Source organism: Paenarthrobacter aromaticivorans (assembly GCF_019038615.1).
GTDB classification, from domain to species: domain Bacteria; phylum Actinomycetota; class Actinomycetes; order Actinomycetales; family Micrococcaceae; genus Arthrobacter; species Arthrobacter aromaticivorans.
Genome location: NZ_JAHOPC010000002.1, coordinates 667,179 through 684,950 on the forward strand (window position 1 = coordinate 667,179; position 17,772 = coordinate 684,950).

Here is a 17,772-nt window from a genome sequence, read left to right on the forward strand (position 1 = left end):
TTGATGTGTGGGTTCATTTCAGTTTCTGGGCAACTAAATGCCCCGATCCGCCGGACAGCCCGGGACCGGGGTGGGTGGAAGCGCCAATGTGCCACAAGCCCTTGACGGGGGTTTTGTGGTTTGCGGCCTGGGGGAAGGGCCGCCAGAGGAGGTTTTGGAAGAGTTCCGCGGATCCGCCGTACGGATCGCCGTTGACGGCATTGGGGTTTTCCGCAGCCAGATCGGTCGGTGCCAGGATGTCCCAGGCCAGGACGGAGGCCCTGGTGCCTGGCGCGAATTGTTCGAGCCTGGTCAGGACGCGTTCCATGTACTGTTCCTTAAGTTCCTGTGTCCAGCCGCCGTCCACGGCGAGCGACCCTGCCGCATCCGCTACCGGCGAGAACGGCACTTCCTGTAACTGCAGCCATAGTGTCGCTTTGCCTGCGGGGGCCCGGGAAGGATCCAGGACGCACTGCTGACCTACGACGACGGTAGGTTCCGTAGGCAACAGCCCCGCCTCGGCTTGGGCGCAAGCAATTGCAGTACTGTCCGAACCGTTGCTCAGGTGAACCAGGGGCACGGAATCCAAACGCGGATCGGTCCATTGGACCGGTTTATCCAAAGCCAGGTGGATCTGCATGGCCCCGCGGCCATTCTGGTAGCGTGCGGCTGCTTCGGCCAACCCGGCTGGTGGCTGGCGCAACAGCTTGGAATACAGCGCCTGGGGCGACACATTTGCGAGCACGGTCTGTGCGCTGACCAGGCCCTTGGAGGTTTTCACGCCTGTTGCACCTTTGGAGCCGACCAGGATTTCCTCGGCTTCTGTGTCCAGCATGATCCGGACGCCTTTATCCCTCAGAAGGGCCTCAAAAGCAGCGATGAAATTCGAGGCCCCTCCTTTGACGACAGGCAAGCCAAAGCTGTGCATGCTCAAGGCCATGACCGGAAGCATTACGCCGCCGGTCGCTTGGTCGGGGCCGAGGCCTGCGTGAAGGAGCCAAGGGGACCAGAGCTGGTCGGTTTGCCATCCGTTGAAGCGGCTGCGGAGATAGTTGCGGCCGCTCATGACGGAATCCCGGACAAAGGCCTCAGTACCCTTGACTTTTCCTCGCTTCAAAGCGCCGGCGGCGATCCTCAGCACGTCTTTGAACGAGCGGAGTTCAGCACCGAACGCACCGAAAATGGTCCCTGCATTGCGGCCGAGGTCCTCCAACATCGCCAGGTAGGCGCCTTCGTCTCCGTTCTCCTGCAACGCAGCTGCAGTGAGTGCCGGGTCGCGATGGGCCATGACCACCCTGTGTTGCCCCGTCTTTGGATCGGCTGCCACGCTGGCCGTCACCGCGCCGTCGGAATTGCAGTATTCCAATCCCCTCGCATGCAGCTCGCTTCCCAAAGCCTGGTAAGCCCCTCCGGAAACGAACAGGGGGTGCCAGGAGGAGAAGGAATCGTGGATGAACCCGGGCAGCGTGCGTTCCGCTGAATGGATGAAGCCGCCCAGCCTGCCACCCCGTTCAATGAGGCAGACGCGCTTCCCGGCCATGGCAAGCTCCGCGGCGGCTACCAGGGAGTTGATCCCCGAACCAATGATGGCAATATCGGTCGAGTCCGTCATGGAGGGCACCGTCATCTCAGAAGTCCGGGTGGTTGGTCGCGGCGTGGTATTTGCCGCTGTGGAACAGGAGTGGTTCCCCTCCAGCATTCTCGTACTTCTCCACCTCGCCTACGTAGATGACATGGTCGCCGGCATCGTGTCGTGAGACGGTACGGCACTGGAACGTGGCGACGGCGCCGTCCAGCAACGGGATTCCGGCGATTCCCTCGGTGGTTTCCGCGCCGGCGAATTTGTCTGTGGCTGGCGTTGCGAACTGGCGGGAAAGGACGTGCTGGTCACTGGCAAGGATGTTGATGGCAAAGTGCGTGGCGTCCTCGAAGTCCGCCAGGCTGGGAGCACGCTTGCTGGGGCACCACAACACCAGCGGAGGTTCCATGGAAACGGACGTGAAGGAGTTGGCGGTCATGCCCACTTTCCGTCCGTCGACTCCAAGGGTGGTGACTACGGTGACGCCCGTGGCGAATTGTCCGAGTGCGCCACGGAAGTCCCTCAGGTCAAAAGCTGACGAATCTTCGTCCTTGCGTGCCTGCACAAACTCGGCGGCAGCTGCGGGATCGAACCACCATGGGTAGAACGTGCGTGGATCATCGAATCCTCCGGCGATGCTTGCGGCCAGTGCAGGGTGGTCTGCGGCTTCGGCCAGCACAGCCTGTTGGTGTTCCCGCCGGGGTTTGAGCATGTCATTTGTCCATGCCACCGCCCACTGGCCCCAGCCCCGCCAGAACTCGTCAAAGGTCCGTTCCATCCACTGCTTGTCGAAAGGCTGCTGCCCCCGCCGGATGATGGAATCCAGGTAGTACTTGGCGGCCAGCGTCGCGTTGTTGGACCCTTGACCGGTGAGGGGATCGTTGAGCAGGACGGCGTCGCCCAGGCCGAAGACAAGGTTGCCGTTGCCCAGTTCGCCCACTGCTGAACGAACGGTCGGCGTGATCCGGCCCAGGAGTGTTGCACCCTCATCGGTGAGTGTCGCGTTGGCGAAGTTCTTCGCCTCGTGGGGAAAATGTTCTTCCAGGATTTCCAGGGATCGGCTCAGCTGTTCCTCCGGACTTGTAACATCGGTCCACTTATCCATTGGGCCGCCGACTATGCCTTCAAAGACCATCATCTGGCAAGGCCCGGACACTGTGAGTCCGGGAAAGGTAAAAAATTCCCCGACGCCGGGGACTACGGACATGCGAATGCTGTCATTTGTATTGGATTTGTCCATTGAGACCGTATCCAGTGAGTCCGAATCGAGTGAAACATAGTTCAGGGCCAGGACTCTTTGCGGACGGTCGAACGGGGACTTGGCCCTGTCCTTGGGGAAGATCTGGGCGATCTCTCCCTTTCCGGTGCTGACGATAACCAGCTCATAGTCGCGTGCGAGTTCCTCCAGCATGCGCTGCGTGACTTTCTCTATACGGAAATCACCGCCACCAGCCACAAAGGCCTCGATCCAGGCCGCACTCTTGATCCGCTGATCCACCGAGTGGGCGGTTCCCTCAAGGGGTGCCTCCCACTCGATGGCGTCTGAGCCGGGTTCGCCTTCCACACGCAATCGGATGGCGCCGATCCCGGGCACGGCTTCGTCGTCATAAAGCTTGGTCAGGGCGGAGCTCAGCTGCGCTTCGGCGGCGAGGGCTGTGGGGAACATGCATTGGCTGGACATCACCTTGCCGGTGCGGATCTGAGCGGCCGAACGGTCCGAGAACAGGGTGACTTCATACCCCTCCCGTTGCAGGCCCAAGGCCAGTTGAGCGCCGGATTCGCCGGCTCCGATAATTGCGATCTTTCGCATGTCTGGTTTTCCTTCGAGGAACGTTGTTGCCAGGGAAAGTGGAGCGACTATCAGGTCGCTGGTACCGCGGAGCCCACGCTTGCAAGGTATGCGGCCGCCTTATCCGGGTCCATGAACCATTCCTGGAAGTCCGGCGGGTTGTTAAATCCGTTGGCGAAGCGGTGCGCGATTTCGGCCGACTGTCCGGCCGCTCCCAGGAGCGAAAGGACATGCGGGGGAGGAGGAGCCAACAGTGCGTTCGTCCACTGTGCTACGTGCTGGGCATAGTTCCAGTACGTTTCGAAAGTGGCCTGCATGAACGCTGCATCGAAGGCACCTTCGCCGTGGCCCGCAATGCTCTGCAAGTAGGACGCCGCACATTTGCTGGCGTTGTTGGAGCCCTGGCCGGTGATGGGGTCGTTGAGGACTACGACGTCCGCGAGTCCGAGGACCTTCTTGCCGCTCGGAAGCGTCGCGATGGGATGGCGGACCGTGGGTGCGAACCGGCCTTGCAGGAAGCCGTTGGGATCGGTCAGCTCGACGTCGGCCGCCCGGCTGGCTTCCCACGGCAAGTACTGCTTCAGGATGTTCTTGGACGCTTCCAAGTGTTCCCCGGGAGTCAGGCCCTTCCAGCAATCCATCGGACCGCCCGGAATGCCCTCAAAGACCATGATTTCGCACGGACCTGTGGTGGTGAGGGCCGGGAAGGCAAAGTACTCGCCCACCCCTGGAATCAGGTTGAAGGAAACTGCCGAGTGTTCTGCCCTGGGTTCCATTCCAGTGACGTACGTCAACGCCAAGGCACGTTGGGGTGCGTCATAGGTGCTGCGCTGGGCATCGCGGGTGAAGAGCTGCGCTATTTCGCCCTTGCCTGCCGCCACAATCACCAGATCGGAGTTAAGGGAGTAGCGTTCCAGTTCCTCCACACCGGCGTCCTCAAACACCAGCTCGCCTCCCTGCGCCACGAACTCTTCCATGAACCTCGGGAACTTGACCCGCTGATCGATGGACTTGGCCGGGTTATCCAGGCGCGATGCCCAGCTGATGGCCTTCTCACCAGGAGCTTCAGGATGGGGGATCGTGAACGATATTCCGTCCACGGTGGGAGCTTCAGGCCAGAAGTCCAACCCGAGCGCCCTCTCGTGCTCAAGGGCATCGTGGAAGATGCACTGGCTGGAGGAGACCTTTCCCTCATAGATTTCTTCGGCGGTGCGGTTGGAGATGGTGGTCACCGCAAATCCTGCTTGGAGCAAGCCGATGCCAAGTTGCAGGCCCGATTGCCCTGCTCCGACGATGGTGATGTGGCGCTGTGTCATAGTGTTGACCTTGTCTTTCTGCTGTCTCTGCATCCGTAAATGATGGGGGAAGATATTTGGCCGGGCCTCGGCGTTCGTTCGGGATGGGTTTGTTCCCAGCCGGGAAGGCCGATGTGCACGAGCTTGATGTCATTCATGTGTCGTCACCTCTTTTCAGCGGCGAGTAATGGGATGGCTTCTTCGGCGCGCTCGGGCCCCAAAGCGGAGTAGCCGCCGTCGACTGCCCAATCAGCTCCTGTCACGAAGCTTGCGGCGTCGCTGGCGAGGAAAGCGACCACGGCTCCGATCTCCTCTGGCCGTCCCACCCGCTTCAGGGCATGGAACGGGGCTGCTACGGAGTCTGTCTTGTCAATGTCGCCGCCGGACAGGGTGTCCATGATGTTGCTCCACACCCACCCAGGGCTGACCGAATTGACGCGAATGCCATCGTCGGCAAGATCTACGGCCATGCTCCGGGTCAGCTGGACCAAGGCGGCCTTGCCCGCAGGGTAGAGCCAGCGGCCTGTCTGGGCAACGGAACTCGAAATCGAGGTGAAGTTGATGATGGCCCCGCGCTGGGATGCCTTGAGGTAAGGGCGTGCCGCGTTGCTTGCCATGACGGCGCTCACCACGTTGATGTTCAGTGCCTGCAGCCAATCGTTCCTGTCCGAAGCCGCACCTTCATCTTTGTAGGTGCAGGCCAGATTGACGAGGATGTCGATACCTCCATGCGAGGCTGCCGTGTCGTTCATGAGCCGGGCTACTGCTGCATCATCTGTGATGTCAGTGAGCGAAAAGCTGATGTCGCTTCCCAACGCGTGGAGCTGCGCGCCGCCGTCGGCGTCGATGTCGGCGACCACAACGGTGGCACCGGCATCGCGCAACGCTACGGCGACGCCTTGGCCGATCTTGGTGGCGCCGCCGGTGATGACTGCGGTCTTGCCCGAGAGTGCTGACATGGCCAAACCTTTCGTAGTGAATCTGCTCGTAGTGAATCTGCGGGGTGGAAAGTGTCTTATGTACGCATTGACGCTCGTCGTTGCCGACGGACGGCTTATTTCACTGCCTATTTGACAGTGGGCCTCGGCGCGGGCTTCGGATGAGTCCGTTCCCACTCGATTCGGCGGTCATGCACCAGCTTCACGTTCTTCATCTCTGCTCACCCCTTCCATCGGTTTCGTTGCTGCGTTTCTATGACGTGCGTCATACTTGTTCTAAGAGTGACTCTATTCACAGGCAAAAAACGGGTCTATCCGCTTGGCGCAGGGCTCATCCAAAAAACGAAAACCGGGGAAGGAACGCGCAATGGTGAGGATCCTTCCACGTGACGTCCTCAGGGGCCTGCCCACAGTGAGCACGACGGATGTCGATGACGCGCACCAGAAAATCGCTGATTTGTTCTGCGGTCACGACCTCGTTCCGCAGACCCGGGGGACGTTCGTGGACATGAAGCTGCGCTCGTTGCACCGCGGTGATGTTGGCATCGAATTCCTGGACTATGGTGCGGACGTCCGGATCAGTCCGGAAGGACTGGAGAACTTCCATCTGATCCAGATTCCCCTCGCGGGCCACGCGCACATGGAGGTAGGCTCATCCTCGGTGGATTCGAGCCCCAAGACCGCGACAGTTCCTCCGATCGACCGCCCGTTCACCATGACGTGGGATCGTGGAACCCCTCATTTGATTGTCTACGTGAGCCGTCTCGCCCTTGCTTCTGTCGCAGCGCAACTCTATGGCGAGGATCCGCAGGGTAATGACTCGCGCAGTAGTGATCCGGGCGGCGATCCGGAGAAGAGCGTGAAGCTCGGCTACGCGATGGATCTCACTGGCTCTGCCGGCCGGGCGTTCCTGAGGTCGGTGGTCGAACTCCACGACGACATGATCGGCCAGCAGGAAAAAACGGCTCCAACTTTCGTCCAGAAGCTTCTGGCGGACACGATGGTTTCCCGGCTGCTCTTGGCAATGAGTCCCGTGACGGAGGCTGACCACTCCAGTCCAGCTTCCGAAAGCCGCCTGATACGACAATTCCGGGAACTGCTGGAACGGCACGCCTCTGAGGAGCTGGGGGTTCCGGATATCGCAGAGAATCTGGGAGTGTCGGTGCGTACCCTGCAACTGGCCCTACGCTCCGAGGTGGGGGCAACGCCGTCGGAGTTGTTGAGGAGGGTGCGACTGGACCGGGCCCGGGAACTGCTTCTTGCTGCTGCCCCCGGACAGGAGACCATTGTTTCGATCGCAGAGCGCTGCGGTTTCTCCCATCAAGGGCGCTTCTCGGCGCTCTACCTTGACACGTTCGGCGAGCTGCCGTCGGAGAGCCTTCGCCGGTAGCCTCGCTATCCGATATCGAGCTATTCGCTATTCGCTTGGTCGAAGTCTGTCCAATTGGTCAACGTCAGCCAGCGAAGGGCGCGTACCGCGGTGGAGATCGGAGTGGTCGCCGCCCAGGCCTGGGGTGAACATGCCGTGGGATAGGGAAGCGCCTGAGGGTAGTCGGAGCGGCTGTAACCGCAAAACAATTCAGGCTACCGATGGTCGGTATGTTCGGCGGCCTCCATCAAAGCTGAAGCAAGGCGCTGGGCTTCCTCAACAAATCCATAGCGCACCAACCCCGCGACAATCAGTGCATTATCGTGCTGCCACACGGAGCCGTTGTGCTAACTGACCGGATTGTAGGCACCCATGTCCGTGGCCAGGGTGATACGCCCCACCCGCTGGAAAGATGTCCCCGCTCTGCAAAGAGATACAGAACGCGGATCCTTCTACGAGTGTCACGGCACCCTGCCCAACAGGACCCGCCGCGTTATCTGCATTCCATCCGGCCACAGCAGGCTCCTTTGAAGTGCACCGCCTGTCACGTGATCTGAATCTCCGCCGGTACCGTAGAGCTTGCCAGAGCCCCCTGTAGCCGGGGCAACGTCAGTGCCTCCGCCTACTCACTTCACCGGAAGGCCGTAGCCGCCAAAGGACGCCCCCGCAATCTTTGGAGCGTTGCGGACGGAGACTCCTTGTACTTTTCGCTGTAATACGCGGCAAACCGCCCAAGGTGGGAGAACCCGGCGTCGAAGGCTGCTTCGGCAACCGTTGCGGCGGCTGGACCTGCCTGTCCCTCTAGAATCCGGCGTGCACGCGCCAGCCTCATATCGCGCAGGACGTGCGCGGGACTCTGGCCGACGTGTGCTTGGAAGGCATTATGCAGTTGCCTTGTGCTGATCCCGACGGCAGAGGCGACATCATCAATCCGGATGTTTGCCCCCAGGTTCTGCTCCAGGTAATTGCAAGCCAACTCAACGTACGCCGGAGCCCCCTTGTTGCCGGGCAAGGGAGCGAAAGCCGGCTCCAAAAAAGGAGCAAGCCCGGCGGACATTGTGGCAAGAAGAATATTCTCAAGCCAAGTCACGGACTCTCCGGGGAGGCCTTGGTCCAGCTGGCGGCAGGCTTCCAACCAGGTTTGCGACACCATGTTCGGATTGCTGAGCTGCAATGGAACGTCGCTGGCAAGGGAAATGGGCTTGACCAGCACCCGGCCGGCCGTAGCAGCCAGATAGTTTTCCAGCACATCAGCGTCGACGCCGCCAACGAGGGCTCCGCGCAGTGGGTCCGGAACCATCTTGGTCTGATGATGCGAGCTCAAGGCGAACGGAGTATTCGCCACCCATTGGTTGCCGCAGGATTCCACGAGCATTGGACCCCTCGGGATGACGAGGAGCGCCCGGCGGCCCGACGGTGGACTGACAATGGTGACACCCGTACCGTACGAGACGAATACCAGGCTGATGGCACCCGCCACCAGGCCGTTGACGGTTCCGTCGATTCCGTGTCCCTGATGCGGAACCAGCAGATGCTCATCCGACGTCAGGCTGTTGACGGAGTCGCGGACAACTGCTGCCGAGGTGCTGCGGGTTAGCGCATGTGCTTCAAGGGGTCTATCCGCAGGCAACTGATGGGAGACAGCGTCGGCCGCTCCAGTTGAATCCATGTAATGACCTTTCCCGGAAGGGAATCTTGATCCTGGTTGCACCGAGACCGCCTCTACCATCCGACGGATATATAGAGTGCTCTTGACGATAGTCATGCCTTCTATACATTGGCAAGTGCCGGTTCACGAACGCCCAGCTTCTCCAGGCGCGGGAGTACCTCCTGGGCGAAGTACTCAAGCTCGCCGGCGTAGTCGACAAACGCAAGGGTCATCCCGTCAAAACCGGCCTTGGCGAAACGGGCAATTTCTGCGGCTACTTCATCAGGTGTGCCAACGATCGGGCAAGAGCCATGGCCGGCGGCAAAACGCGACCGCATGGTAGCCAACATTTCTTTAGTGAAGGATTCCGCGTGCAGTCCCTGCAGGTTCATGAGGTAATCCACCGCACCCCAATCAGCATTCTCTTCTGCGTAATACGCCAGATAGTCCGCTGCCACCTGATGGCTTGGCCGGCACACCACATGGCTGAGGGTCAGAACACCAACCTCACGTTGGTAATTCGCCATCGCCTGGCTTTTCACGGAGCGAACAATTTCTGCCCCGTCCTCGGGTCCGCCGACCACCGTGAAGACGAAATCCGAGTTCCTTCCAGCGAAGTTCCTGCCTTGCGTGGACGAACCCGCATTGAGAATAGGAACTTTTCCACCGGCGGGCTTCGGCAATGCCTCAACATGCTTAAGCGAGAAGAACTTCCCGTCGAAATCAAAGATTTCTTCCTCTTGCCATGCCCGACGCACCACGTCCCACCACTCTTGGGCGAAACCGTAGCGATCGTCATGGGCCTCCGCCATATCTACGCCCATGGTTTCGTACTCGGGTTGATTCCAGCCAGCCACGATATTCAGCCCAGCGCGGCCGCCACCGATCGCATCAAGGGTGGCGATCTGCTTCGCCGTCACCAATGGGTGGTTGAACGCTGTGTGAACCGTTGAAAAGACAGAAATTTTTTCGGTGGCGGCCAGGAGCGCGGCGGCCCATGGGATGGGCTCGAGCACCGAACCATGAAAATTCGTATCGCCCTTGTAACCGATCCATCTCGCAATGGGCAGCAGGAAATCAATTCCTGCCTGGTCGGCTATGCGGGCCATCCGAAGGTTTTCCTCCCACGTAGCCCCCCACCTTTCGGGGATCTTTGTGACGGCCAATCCGCCGGAACAATTTGCCGAGAATAGTCCGAGCTTGAAGTGGTCTTTTCTGTTCATGGGATGCATGATTCCTCTTTCGGGTCCAGTGTGAGTGTTGGTGATATACACGAGCCGTCAGGCCCTGGTTCTACGGTTTCCGCAAGTGCTGAAACAGAAGGGGCTCGAACGGCTCCGCTTGTGTAATGTGGTCCACTTGGCCGACCAGGATCATGTGGTCGCCGCCCTCATAGCGTGCCCATAGCCGGCAGTCGAGTCGCAGTCCCACGCCCGGCAAAGCGGGCGCACCGGTAGATCCCACAAGAGGAGTGAGGCCTTCAAACTTGTCATTGCCGCGTTGGGCGAAGCGGGGGACGTAGTGCCCAAGATCCTTACCCAAAACGTGGATGGAAAAGTTATCTGTCGCCATCCAGGTCTCAAAGCTGGACGATGCTCTGTCCACACACCAGGAGACAAGGGCCGGATCCAGCGAGACGGAGGCGAAGCTGTTCATGACCATGCCGGCCCGTCGGTTGCCCGCCGCGGTTGTCACGACGCTGACGCCCGAGGGCCAATGCCGCATGACGGACCTCAGGTCCGGCGGAACCTCAGAGGGTTCCAGGTCTTTTGCTACAAACGGTTGCTGTTGGATGCTGTCAGTCAACATCACGTGCCACCTCCAGTCAGTGTTACGAACGTTCCACAATTCTGCGGACCGCAGGCTGACTGGACTATCCGTTCTTCGCTGACTTATGGCCGTTTTGCGCCAAATACCACTGCGCCGCAATCCCCAATCCTGGCGGGGAAAGTACGCGACGGGGCCTCTGTCACCGGAACACGCCGAGCTGGATGTTGACGGCAAGCACCACGGACGCCAGCGCGAGGATTCCCGCGCCTAGCTGTAGGAGGAAGCCGTCCTTTGAACGCCGCAGTCCTCTTGGCGCGGACCGTGGCATGAGGGAGACGGCGCTGAAGCTGGTCATCAGTGCTGCGGCGATGATGACGCTCAAGCTAAGCATGGCGTCATAACCTTCCCAGGCTTGGCTAAGTTCCAGGGCAAGACACGACGACGTTGTCGCATGGGGGCTGCCTTTCGCAGACGGATGCAACAACAATATCGTCAATTGTTGACAATAATCAAGCGTTTGCTATGCCGCTGGTCATTGACGCCCGGATCGCTTCCGACGGTGGAGCGTCGACGGAAACCCCTACCCATCGTGTGCACGCGTCGCTAGTCTGGCTCGCAGTGATGTCGATCCCGGGTAATCCCGATCGGCGTACGGTTGGAGGCGGCATCCGGGTTGCCTCACATGCGAAGGAGTACATTATGGGAATCCTCTCCGTCGACCTGTTCATCACCCTTGACGGCGTGTACCAAGGCCCGGGTGGACCTGATGAGGACCGTGAGGGCGGCTTCGAATTCGGCGGCTGGCAGGCGGCATATTCGGATGAGGAAACCGGCCAAGCGATCGTCGCGGGAATCAACCGCATGGATGCGCTGCTCTTGGGACGCAAAACCTACGACATCTTCGCGGGATACTGGCCCAACCGCACCGATGACCCGATCGCCGACACCTTCAACGCCCTGCCGAAGTTCGTCGTCTCCCGCTCGCTGACGGATCCTGGCTGGGCGGGCACTACGGCGTTGTCCGAAGTGGCGGAAGTGGCTGCCCTGAAGGATCGGTTCGAGGACATCCACGTCATTGGCAGCGGCGAGCTCGTGCGGTCCTTGCTGAAGGTCGACGCCGTTGATCGATTGAACCTCTTCCTCTACCCCATCACGCTTGGAGCCGGAAAGAAGTTGTTCCCCGACGGTGCCGGCGTGCCGGCAGCGTTCCGGTTCGCGCAACCACCGCAGGGGTTCCCGACGGGCGCAGTGGCCCTTGCCTACGAGCGCGCGGGTGTGCCCGTTACGGGCATCGACATCGGCGAAGGGTAGCAAGGTTGCCGGCCGCCGTCGGGCATTGTGTGGTGGAACCCACGCGACTAGCCTCAGTCGGGGGACAAGTGGTTCCTCGCGATCCTGGAGGACTTGCAGAATGCAGAAGATATCCACCTGTTTGTGGTTTGACGGCCGGGCCGCGGAGGCGGCGGAGTTCTACACGTCGACATTTGATGATTCGTCCATCCTGACATCGATGCCGGGTCCAGACGGACAGGTTCTTACCGTGGACTTTGAAATTGAAGGACGGCAGTTCATGGCCTTGAACGGGGGACCGGCCTTTACCTTCAACGAAGCAGTGTCCCTGGTGGTCAACTGCGACTCGCAGGACGAGGTTGACCGTTACTGGGATGCGCTCTTGGAAGGAGGGGGAGAAGAAAGCCAGTGCGGATGGCTGAAGGACAAGTTTGGCTTGTCGTGGCAGATCGTCCCTGCTGGGATGCCGAGCCTGTTGAATGGTCCGGATCCAGCAGGTTCCCAGCGGGCAATGGAAGCGATGCTGAAGATGCGGAAGCTAGATATCAATGCCCTGCAAAAGGCGTACGACGGCGACTGAAAGTTTGGGGGACAGGCGCCTTGGGCGCTGCTAGCATTACCGCACGGTGACGTGCGCACCTATTACAACCATGAGGAGAACTGACTAATGACAACCCGCCTCAACCCATATATCTCGTTCCGCGATAATGCCAGGGACGCAATCAACTTCTACGAGTCCGTCTTCGGTGGCGAACTAACACTCAGCACTTTTGGCGAATTCCAGGCAAGTCAGGACCCAGCCGAAGCGGAGAAGGTCATGCACGCCATGCTGGTGACTCCGAACGGACTAACACTGATGGCCGCCGACACGCCCAACGGTATGGACTACAACCCTGGCAATAACATCTCGGTGTCACTCAGCGGCCAGTCCGAGGACGAAGGCGAGCTCCGTGGTTACTGGGACAAGCTGGCCGACGGCGGTACCGTCACTATGCCACTTGAAAGCGCACCGTGGGGTGACACCTTCGGGATGTGTGTGGACAAGTTCGGCATTGCCTGGTTGGTCAATATTGCAGGAGCGCAACAGGAGCAATAGCGGCCACGCAGGGCAATGTAGCCTCGAACGCCTCGTCCGGCTCGCGCTGGACGGGGCATTCGTATGTCCGGCACCTACATGATCCGCCGACCGGAAGGGTCCAGTCTGACACCAACATGCTTAGGCGTACGCAACGCGATGGAGCGATCCATGATCTCCACCGTCGGCAACCTTTCACCCAGCTGCCGCTCGAGAACGGTCATGTCCTCAAGTCGGCGAAGCCAAACACACATCACGAGCGAGTATGGCCCTCCCGTCATTGCGACGAGACGCACTTCTCCGAGACCGACCAACTTGCCCGCAACTGCCTCCACCTGGGTGGCTGGGACGCGAAGAAAATACCAAACGCTTACAGGCCATGCTGATAGTGTGCGGGCGATTTCGAGTCGGACTACGATTCGATCTTGCGCCAAGGCAGCGTTTAGGGCGCTTTTCGCGCGCGAGGGGCTGATTCCGAGCTGGTGGGATATTTCCGTTATCGAGGCTCGACCATCAGAGCGAAGGATCCGGAACAGGTGGCCCTCCACGTCTGTCGATGCGGCCCTGGTGGCGGGACTAGGTTGGGGTGCTTCCCGCTCTATGAGCTTTACCTCGTGATCCTGCAATGAGCGCAACCGCCAACTTCGGGCGTCTGCTATCAGATTGATGCCCACATGGGTTCTTGTACTGCGGATTCCTTTGATGGCGCCCAGGCGGTCCAAAATGAACCGTCCAAGGCTCGCCTCGTCGCGGCAAATAACAGAGAGGACCATGTCCCGGCCACCCGCGGTGTGGTCCACTGACAGGACATCCAGATCGGCCGCTAGTTCGTCGGTCACTGCTGCCAGGCTGGCAGGCGAGCACTCAACTTCCACAATGGCAAACGCTACTTTGGAACCACTGCCATGGTGGGTTGCTACCCATGCCAGGCCTTCCGCGGACAGGAAATTCCAGCGGCGGGCCAACGTGACTGCGTCGGCTCCGACTACAGGCGCCAAAGCCGTCCACGGTGCCCGAGGTCGGATTTGCAGGGCATGTAAAAGCCTGAGATCCCGTTCATCAAAGTCGAAATCCTGCATGGAACGTCTACTTCCAACAAATTGCCTGCGTTTTGAGTGTGACCAATCACTTGCTGCCTAGATTCTAGGCGTCATCACTCAAACACGTCGGAAGGCAAGCATGCTTGTTCCCGTCCTGTCGTTTGGCCGCGTCCAATCCTCCACGACGGCTCAGCAAGTACAAGTGCTTCTGAAACCTGCACAACGTCAGCAGGGGAGGGGATCCGGCACACATGCGCTGCCGGCGGGCGAGAGTGACACATGCCTGCTCGCTGCCGTTCGAGGGGGTGACTCGGGATCCTTCGAGGAACTTTTTCGCCGGTACCAAGGCGTTGCCACCCATGTTGCCCGGACGGAATCGGATAATCCAACGGATGCTGACGACGTGGTCTCCGAGGCGTTTGCATCGATCCTGAAATCCCTGCTGGAAGGCAGGGGACCGGTGGACTCATTCAGGGCCTATCTGTTGACCACCGTTCGGCGGATGTCGCACCGACGTAATCTGCAGAGCAGACGAGCGTCGGCGACGGTGGATGGCGTTGTGAGTCAGGTCGTGGTTCTTAATGATGATCCTGTTGTTAAAGACTTCGAGAATACGATCCTTCTGCTGGCTTTCCGTTCGCTGCCGTCCCGCTGGCAGACGGTACTTTGGCAGGTGGACGTCGAGGGCATGAAGCCAGCTGCAGCGGCGCGGGCTATGGAACTGACTCCAAACGCTGTGTCGTCGTTGCTCATCCGGGCACGGGAGGGTCTCCGCCAGGCGTACCTGCAAAAACACGTGCAGGAATCAGCTACGGACCCCTGCATGGACTTTTCGCGCTACTTAGGTCAATACGCCCGCAATGCCGTGCGCCGGGCCGCTCAGGAGAAAGTTCGCCGGCACCTGGACAATTGCCTCCGGTGCACCAGGGTATTGGCTGAGTTGGTGGAAGTTCAGTCAAGAATGAAACAGGGCGGTTCCGGCGCTGGATAGGACTGGCCGCTGGCAGGAGTATCAGGAATCGTTCCATTACCGGCACACCCTAACGGAGACAAAGAGGGGGCGGCAGGGATGTCAACGAAGTGCTGTAATCAATGCTTACTGGTAAACGGTGCATATTCGATTCGGAACTATTCAGCGTCTGTCGACGGTGAGACGGCAGCCACGGTCTGACCGTTCTCCAGGTCCCAAGGGAATATCAAATTGCCTATTGCCATTTGGTCGTCCCGGTTGGCTTGTCTTATCACCGTGACCCTGCTGCAGGTTGATAATCTCGCGCTATCCGCGGCATGCGCGGACGGGTTATCCTTGCGAAAACATTGGTGTCCGGCTTGCTCCGCTGATGGACTGACGTCCCGCCATGAGTGTGCTGCGTGACGGAGGTGGTGGTTGTGACCGAATATGACGTGCTTGCCGATGTGTACGAATGGCTCATCTCGGATGCAAAGTTGCCTCCCGCCGAGTTCGCTGCGTCGTTCGATGACGTCCTCAGTCTCCTGCCGTCGAACGCTCACGTCCTCGACTGTTCGTGCGGAACCGGACAGTTGGCGGTTGGCCTCGCCGGTCTTGGCATGAATGTTGTCGCAACCGACGCCAGCGAAGCGATGGTTCGCCGGACTGCAGAGTTGTCTGAGCAGTTCGGGGCCTCCGTCCGGGCCGTGCGGGCGAACTGGGAAGAGTTGCCCGAACATTTCGAGGACGACACGTTCGACATGGTGTTCTGCGTTGGCAACTCGCTTCACCATGCCGCGGGCGCGACAGGCAGGGGTGCTGCTCTGGAGTCGATGTCACGGCTTCTGCGCCCTGGCGGGCGCTTGGTGCTCACCTCCCGCACTTGGGAACGCGTGAGGGCCAGAGGTTCCCGGCTGGACATCGGGGACCGACTTGTCCGCCGGAACGGTCGCGATGCCGTCGTGGTCTACCGCTGGGAGATTGCGCCGCATTGGGAGGATGAGCACCACATCGAGATTGCGATCGCCCAAGTTGATACGACTGGGCTGGTTCTTGTCCGCTCGGAACTGCTGTCCTGCTGGCCCTACCGGTACGAGGAACTCGAAGTCGAGCTGCACCGGGTCGGACTCCGGACGGAAGTGAGCACGTTCGATCTTGAGGCCGAGAACTACATGGTGGTCGCTAGCAAGGTGTAGACACCGGGCTCTCAGACCCTGGCCGGTCCGCGCGGTTGCTCGCAGGACGCTTGCGCCCTCTCGTCGGTGCGGAGCGGTTATCGACCCATTCCGATGGTGTCAGTCATAATCCGCGTCGCCTGGATTATTGGATAGCGGAACCAGGGTTCGGCGGCCGCTGCGGAGTGTTTCTGGGTGACTTGGTAGCTGTAGCCGAGCATTTCGGCCACCAGCGGGGCTGGCACTTTCTTCACAAGGGCGCGGAGGGATTCATTGCGTGCGCCCAAGAGGTCGATGCCGATTTCCCGGAGACGTTCCATGAGCGTGTTGGGTGGATGTGTTACCCGGGCCGTCATCCGGGAAACAGCCATTCGCAACCCGAACTGCTGCCGGTCCGCATGTTGGGGCGTGCGGCCAGGTTTTCTGTTAGGCGTGAGGCGAACGGTTCGGGCACGGGCGCTCTTGTTCAGGTCGACGACATTGGCATCGGAGGCGACCTTGCGGACCTTGGCATCTGCTGCCGTGGCGGTGACAGCACTGTTTTACTTTACATAATGTAGATTATCGGCGTTAAAACAACGGGAGTGGAAGTAGCTGCGAGAACTCCCGTCCCGCGACGTATCCAACGTTTGCGCAGGTCAGAACGCATTGACGAGGAAGAAAGTGTTCTCGGTTCGGACTTGAATTTGCGCCCGGATCCTTTGCGCCTGTAGGTTTCCTGCATCTAATGCATGTTTCCATGGTTTAGGGGTCGTTGTGAGTGGTGCCGTTCCGGGTTTTGTCCCGCGGATGCTGGTGGATCCGGACATTGGGCTGTTCCGTGCTGATGAACGGGTTTTTACCGCCATGCTGGATGGCTGGCGGGCACAGATGCTTGCCCGTGGCCTCACGGCGGACACCATCAAGCAGCGTTGCCAGCTGCTGGAGCGTTTTCAGCGGTTCACGGGTGAATTTCCGTGGCAATGGCGCCCCGCGGACATCGATGATTTCCTGGCCGATCTGCGTTCTGGCGAGAAGCCGATCAGCCTGAAGACGTTGCGCTCGTACAGCAACGCCGTGGCGATGTTCTGCTCTTACCTCACGCATCCTGCCTACGGATGGGGCGAGTTCTGCGAACGGACATTCGGCGATATTCCGAGCCAGATCTGCTTCGAGTGGAACATGCCACGGCACACCACCGATGATGCTGTCCCGGCGAAGAAACGCTCGTTCACGAAGGCGGAACTGCAGCGTCTTTTCGACTACCTAGATGACCTGGTCGACCAGGAATTTGCCGCTGGCAGCAAACGCTGGCTGCCCCTGTTCCGGGACCCTGTGGCGTTCAAGGTCTGCTACGCCTACGGGCTTCGCCGCCGTGAAATGACCATGCTGGACCTGGAGGACTTCGGCCCGAACCCACACGTCAGCGACTACGGCCGGTTCGGTGCCGTCCAGGTCCGATTCGCCAAAGGCGCGGCAGCCTCAGGACCCAGAAGGCGGACCGTGTTGACCGTTCCGGAGTTCGACTGGGTCGTGGACCAGCTCAAGACCTGGACAGCCGGCGGCATGCGGCAACAGTTTCCGACCGCTGAACGGTCCTCGGCGCTGTGGCCCAGTGAGCGTGGCGCCCGGATGTCCCTGGGCTCGTTCGGTGATGCGTTCGCTGCCGCGCGGGATGCCGTCGGTCTGCCGCAGGAGTTGGGCCTGCATTGCCTCAGGCATTCCTACGTGACTCACCTGATCGAAGCCGGTTATGACGCGGCCTTCGTGCAGATTATCTGGGGCCGGAACCGGGGTGTCTTTGACGTGCAGCACGAGGCCCGTAACCGCACAGTTCCGCGTGATGGAGGTGCTTATCTGAAGCTGTCCATCACACGGGATCGCGGGAGGGTTCATG

Annotated in this window: 17 protein-coding genes and 1 pseudogene; 7 read left to right on the forward strand and 11 right to left on the reverse strand. The window is 60.2% G+C overall.

Going from position 1 to position 17,772, the window contains the following annotated elements; translation table 11 throughout:
• Nucleotides 1–13: 13 nt before the first annotated feature.
• The 4 genes from KSW38_RS06590 to KSW38_RS06605 form a co-directional block, all read right to left on the reverse strand.
• Entirely contained in the window at nt 14–1,591 is a 1,578-nt protein-coding gene (locus KSW38_RS06590) for a phytoene desaturase family protein (protein ID WP_216923778.1), read from the reverse strand.
• 16 nt (nt 1,592–1,607) lie between these two features.
• Nucleotides 1,608–3,368, reverse strand: coding sequence for a flavin reductase (locus tag KSW38_RS06595; protein ID WP_216923779.1), 1,761 nt, complete (start codon nt 3,366–3,368; stop codon nt 1,608–1,610).
• A gap of 50 nt (nt 3,369–3,418) precedes the next feature.
• On the reverse strand, nt 3,419–4,696 hold the full coding sequence (locus KSW38_RS06600; RefSeq protein ID WP_254186112.1) for a styrene monooxygenase/indole monooxygenase family protein: 1,278 nt from the start codon (nt 4,694–4,696) through the stop codon (nt 3,419–3,421).
• 110 nt (nt 4,697–4,806) lie between these two features.
• Nucleotides 4,807–5,601 carry an SDR family oxidoreductase gene (locus tag KSW38_RS06605; RefSeq protein WP_216923780.1) on the reverse strand — a complete coding sequence of 265 codons (795 nt, stop codon included), beginning with the start codon at nt 5,599–5,601 and terminating at the stop codon, nt 4,807–4,809.
• Between the two features lie 346 nt (nt 5,602–5,947).
• Here KSW38_RS06605 and KSW38_RS06610 point away from each other — a divergent pair, with 346 nt between their 5' ends.
• Entirely contained in the window at nt 5,948–6,970 is a 1,023-nt protein-coding gene (locus tag KSW38_RS06610; protein ID WP_216923781.1) for an AraC family transcriptional regulator, read from the forward strand.
• 68 nt (nt 6,971–7,038) lie between these two features.
• Here KSW38_RS06610 and KSW38_RS23390 read toward each other — a convergent pair.
• From KSW38_RS23390 to KSW38_RS06630, 5 genes and pseudogenes are all read right to left on the reverse strand, one after another.
• Nucleotides 7,039–7,355 (reverse strand): annotated as a pseudogene (locus KSW38_RS23390) (glycogen debranching N-terminal domain-containing protein); the annotation flags it as partial.
• A 225-nt stretch (nt 7,356–7,580) separates the two neighbouring features.
• Complete coding sequence (locus KSW38_RS06615) at nt 7,581–8,618, reverse strand: AraC family transcriptional regulator (RefSeq protein WP_216923782.1); 1,038 nt, start codon at nt 8,616–8,618, stop codon at nt 7,581–7,583.
• A gap of 101 nt (nt 8,619–8,719) precedes the next feature.
• Nucleotides 8,720–9,820 (reverse strand): LLM class flavin-dependent oxidoreductase, encoded by a 1,101-nt coding sequence (locus KSW38_RS06620; RefSeq protein WP_254186113.1) that lies wholly within the window; start codon nt 9,818–9,820, stop codon nt 8,720–8,722.
• 70 nt (nt 9,821–9,890) lie between these two features.
• The gene (locus tag KSW38_RS06625) at nt 9,891–10,406 is read right to left on the reverse strand and encodes a flavin reductase family protein (protein ID WP_254186183.1); all 516 of its coding nucleotides are present in this window, start codon (nt 10,404–10,406) and stop codon (nt 9,891–9,893) included.
• Nucleotides 10,407–10,566: 160 nt separating this feature from the next.
• Complete coding sequence (locus KSW38_RS06630) at nt 10,567–10,758, reverse strand: hypothetical protein (RefSeq protein WP_216923785.1); 192 nt, start codon at nt 10,756–10,758, stop codon at nt 10,567–10,569.
• Between the two features lie 308 nt (nt 10,759–11,066).
• Here KSW38_RS06630 and KSW38_RS06635 point away from each other — a divergent pair, with 308 nt between their 5' ends.
• The 3 genes from KSW38_RS06635 (at nt 11,067) to KSW38_RS06645 (ending at nt 12,753) form a co-directional block, all read left to right on the forward strand.
• Complete coding sequence (locus tag KSW38_RS06635) at nt 11,067–11,678, forward strand: dihydrofolate reductase family protein (protein WP_216923786.1); 612 nt, start codon at nt 11,067–11,069, stop codon at nt 11,676–11,678.
• Nucleotides 11,679–11,778: 100 nt separating this feature from the next.
• Nucleotides 11,779–12,237, forward strand: coding sequence for a VOC family protein (locus KSW38_RS06640; protein WP_216923787.1), 459 nt, complete (start codon nt 11,779–11,781; stop codon nt 12,235–12,237).
• A gap of 87 nt (nt 12,238–12,324) precedes the next feature.
• Complete coding sequence (locus KSW38_RS06645) at nt 12,325–12,753, forward strand: VOC family protein (protein ID WP_216923788.1); 429 nt, start codon at nt 12,325–12,327, stop codon at nt 12,751–12,753.
• A gap of 74 nt (nt 12,754–12,827) precedes the next feature.
• Here KSW38_RS06645 and KSW38_RS06650 read toward each other — a convergent pair whose 3' ends face one another.
• Entirely contained in the window at nt 12,828–13,811 is a 984-nt protein-coding gene (locus KSW38_RS06650) for an Lrp/AsnC family transcriptional regulator (protein ID WP_216923789.1), read from the reverse strand.
• A gap of 163 nt (nt 13,812–13,974) precedes the next feature.
• On the opposite strand from KSW38_RS06650, the gene KSW38_RS06655 reads away from it, so the two are divergent.
• Complete coding sequence (locus KSW38_RS06655) at nt 13,975–14,763, forward strand: RNA polymerase sigma factor (protein WP_216923790.1); 789 nt, start codon at nt 13,975–13,977, stop codon at nt 14,761–14,763.
• A 398-nt stretch (nt 14,764–15,161) separates the two neighbouring features.
• Nucleotides 15,162–15,917, forward strand: coding sequence for a class I SAM-dependent methyltransferase (locus KSW38_RS06660; protein ID WP_216923791.1), 756 nt, complete (start codon nt 15,162–15,164; stop codon nt 15,915–15,917).
• 77 nt (nt 15,918–15,994) lie between these two features.
• On the opposite strand, the gene KSW38_RS06665 is transcribed toward KSW38_RS06660, so the two are convergent.
• Nucleotides 15,995–16,267, reverse strand: coding sequence for a hypothetical protein (locus tag KSW38_RS06665; RefSeq protein ID WP_254186114.1), 273 nt, complete (start codon nt 16,265–16,267; stop codon nt 15,995–15,997).
• Between the two features lie 385 nt (nt 16,268–16,652).
• On the opposite strand from KSW38_RS06665, the gene KSW38_RS06670 reads away from it, so the two are divergent.
• Nucleotides 16,653–17,772: tyrosine-type recombinase/integrase (locus tag KSW38_RS06670; RefSeq protein WP_308169295.1), on the forward strand; the 1,120-nt coding region annotated here is incomplete at its 3' end.

Coding starts and splice junctions, on each gene's coding strand:
- KSW38_RS06625 (WP_254186183.1), bottom strand. CDS start 10,406: ATGTTGACTGACAGCATCCAACAGCAACCGTTTGTAGCAAAAGACCTG.
- KSW38_RS06615 (WP_216923782.1), bottom strand. CDS start 8,618: ATGGATTCAACTGGAGCGGCCGACGCTGTCTCCCATCAGTTGCCTGCG.
- KSW38_RS06630 (WP_216923785.1), bottom strand. CDS start 10,758: ATGCTTAGCTTGAGCGTCATCATCGCCGCAGCACTGATGACCAGCTTC.
- KSW38_RS06645 (WP_216923788.1), top strand. CDS start 12,325: ATGACAACCCGCCTCAACCCATATATCTCGTTCCGCGATAATGCCAGG.
- KSW38_RS06635 (WP_216923786.1), top strand. CDS start 11,067: ATGGGAATCCTCTCCGTCGACCTGTTCATCACCCTTGACGGCGTGTAC.
- KSW38_RS06605 (WP_216923780.1), bottom strand. CDS start 5,601: ATGTCAGCACTCTCGGGCAAGACCGCAGTCATCACCGGCGGCGCCACC.
- KSW38_RS06610 (WP_216923781.1), top strand. CDS start 5,948: ATGGTGAGGATCCTTCCACGTGACGTCCTCAGGGGCCTGCCCACAGTG.
- KSW38_RS06595 (WP_216923779.1), bottom strand. CDS start 3,368: ATGCGAAAGATCGCAATTATCGGAGCCGGCGAATCCGGCGCTCAACTG.
- KSW38_RS06650 (WP_216923789.1), bottom strand. CDS start 13,811: ATGCAGGATTTCGACTTTGATGAACGGGATCTCAGGCTTTTACATGCC.
- KSW38_RS06665 (WP_254186114.1), bottom strand. CDS start 16,267: ATGGCTGTTTCCCGGATGACGGCCCGGGTAACACATCCACCCAACACG.
- KSW38_RS06590 (WP_216923778.1), bottom strand. CDS start 1,591: ATGACGGACTCGACCGATATTGCCATCATTGGTTCGGGGATCAACTCC.
- KSW38_RS06640 (WP_216923787.1), top strand. CDS start 11,779: ATGCAGAAGATATCCACCTGTTTGTGGTTTGACGGCCGGGCCGCGGAG.
- KSW38_RS06600 (WP_254186112.1), bottom strand. CDS start 4,696: ATGCAGAGACAGCAGAAAGACAAGGTCAACACTATGACACAGCGCCAC.
- KSW38_RS06620 (WP_254186113.1), bottom strand. CDS start 9,820: ATGAACAGAAAAGACCACTTCAAGCTCGGACTATTCTCGGCAAATTGT.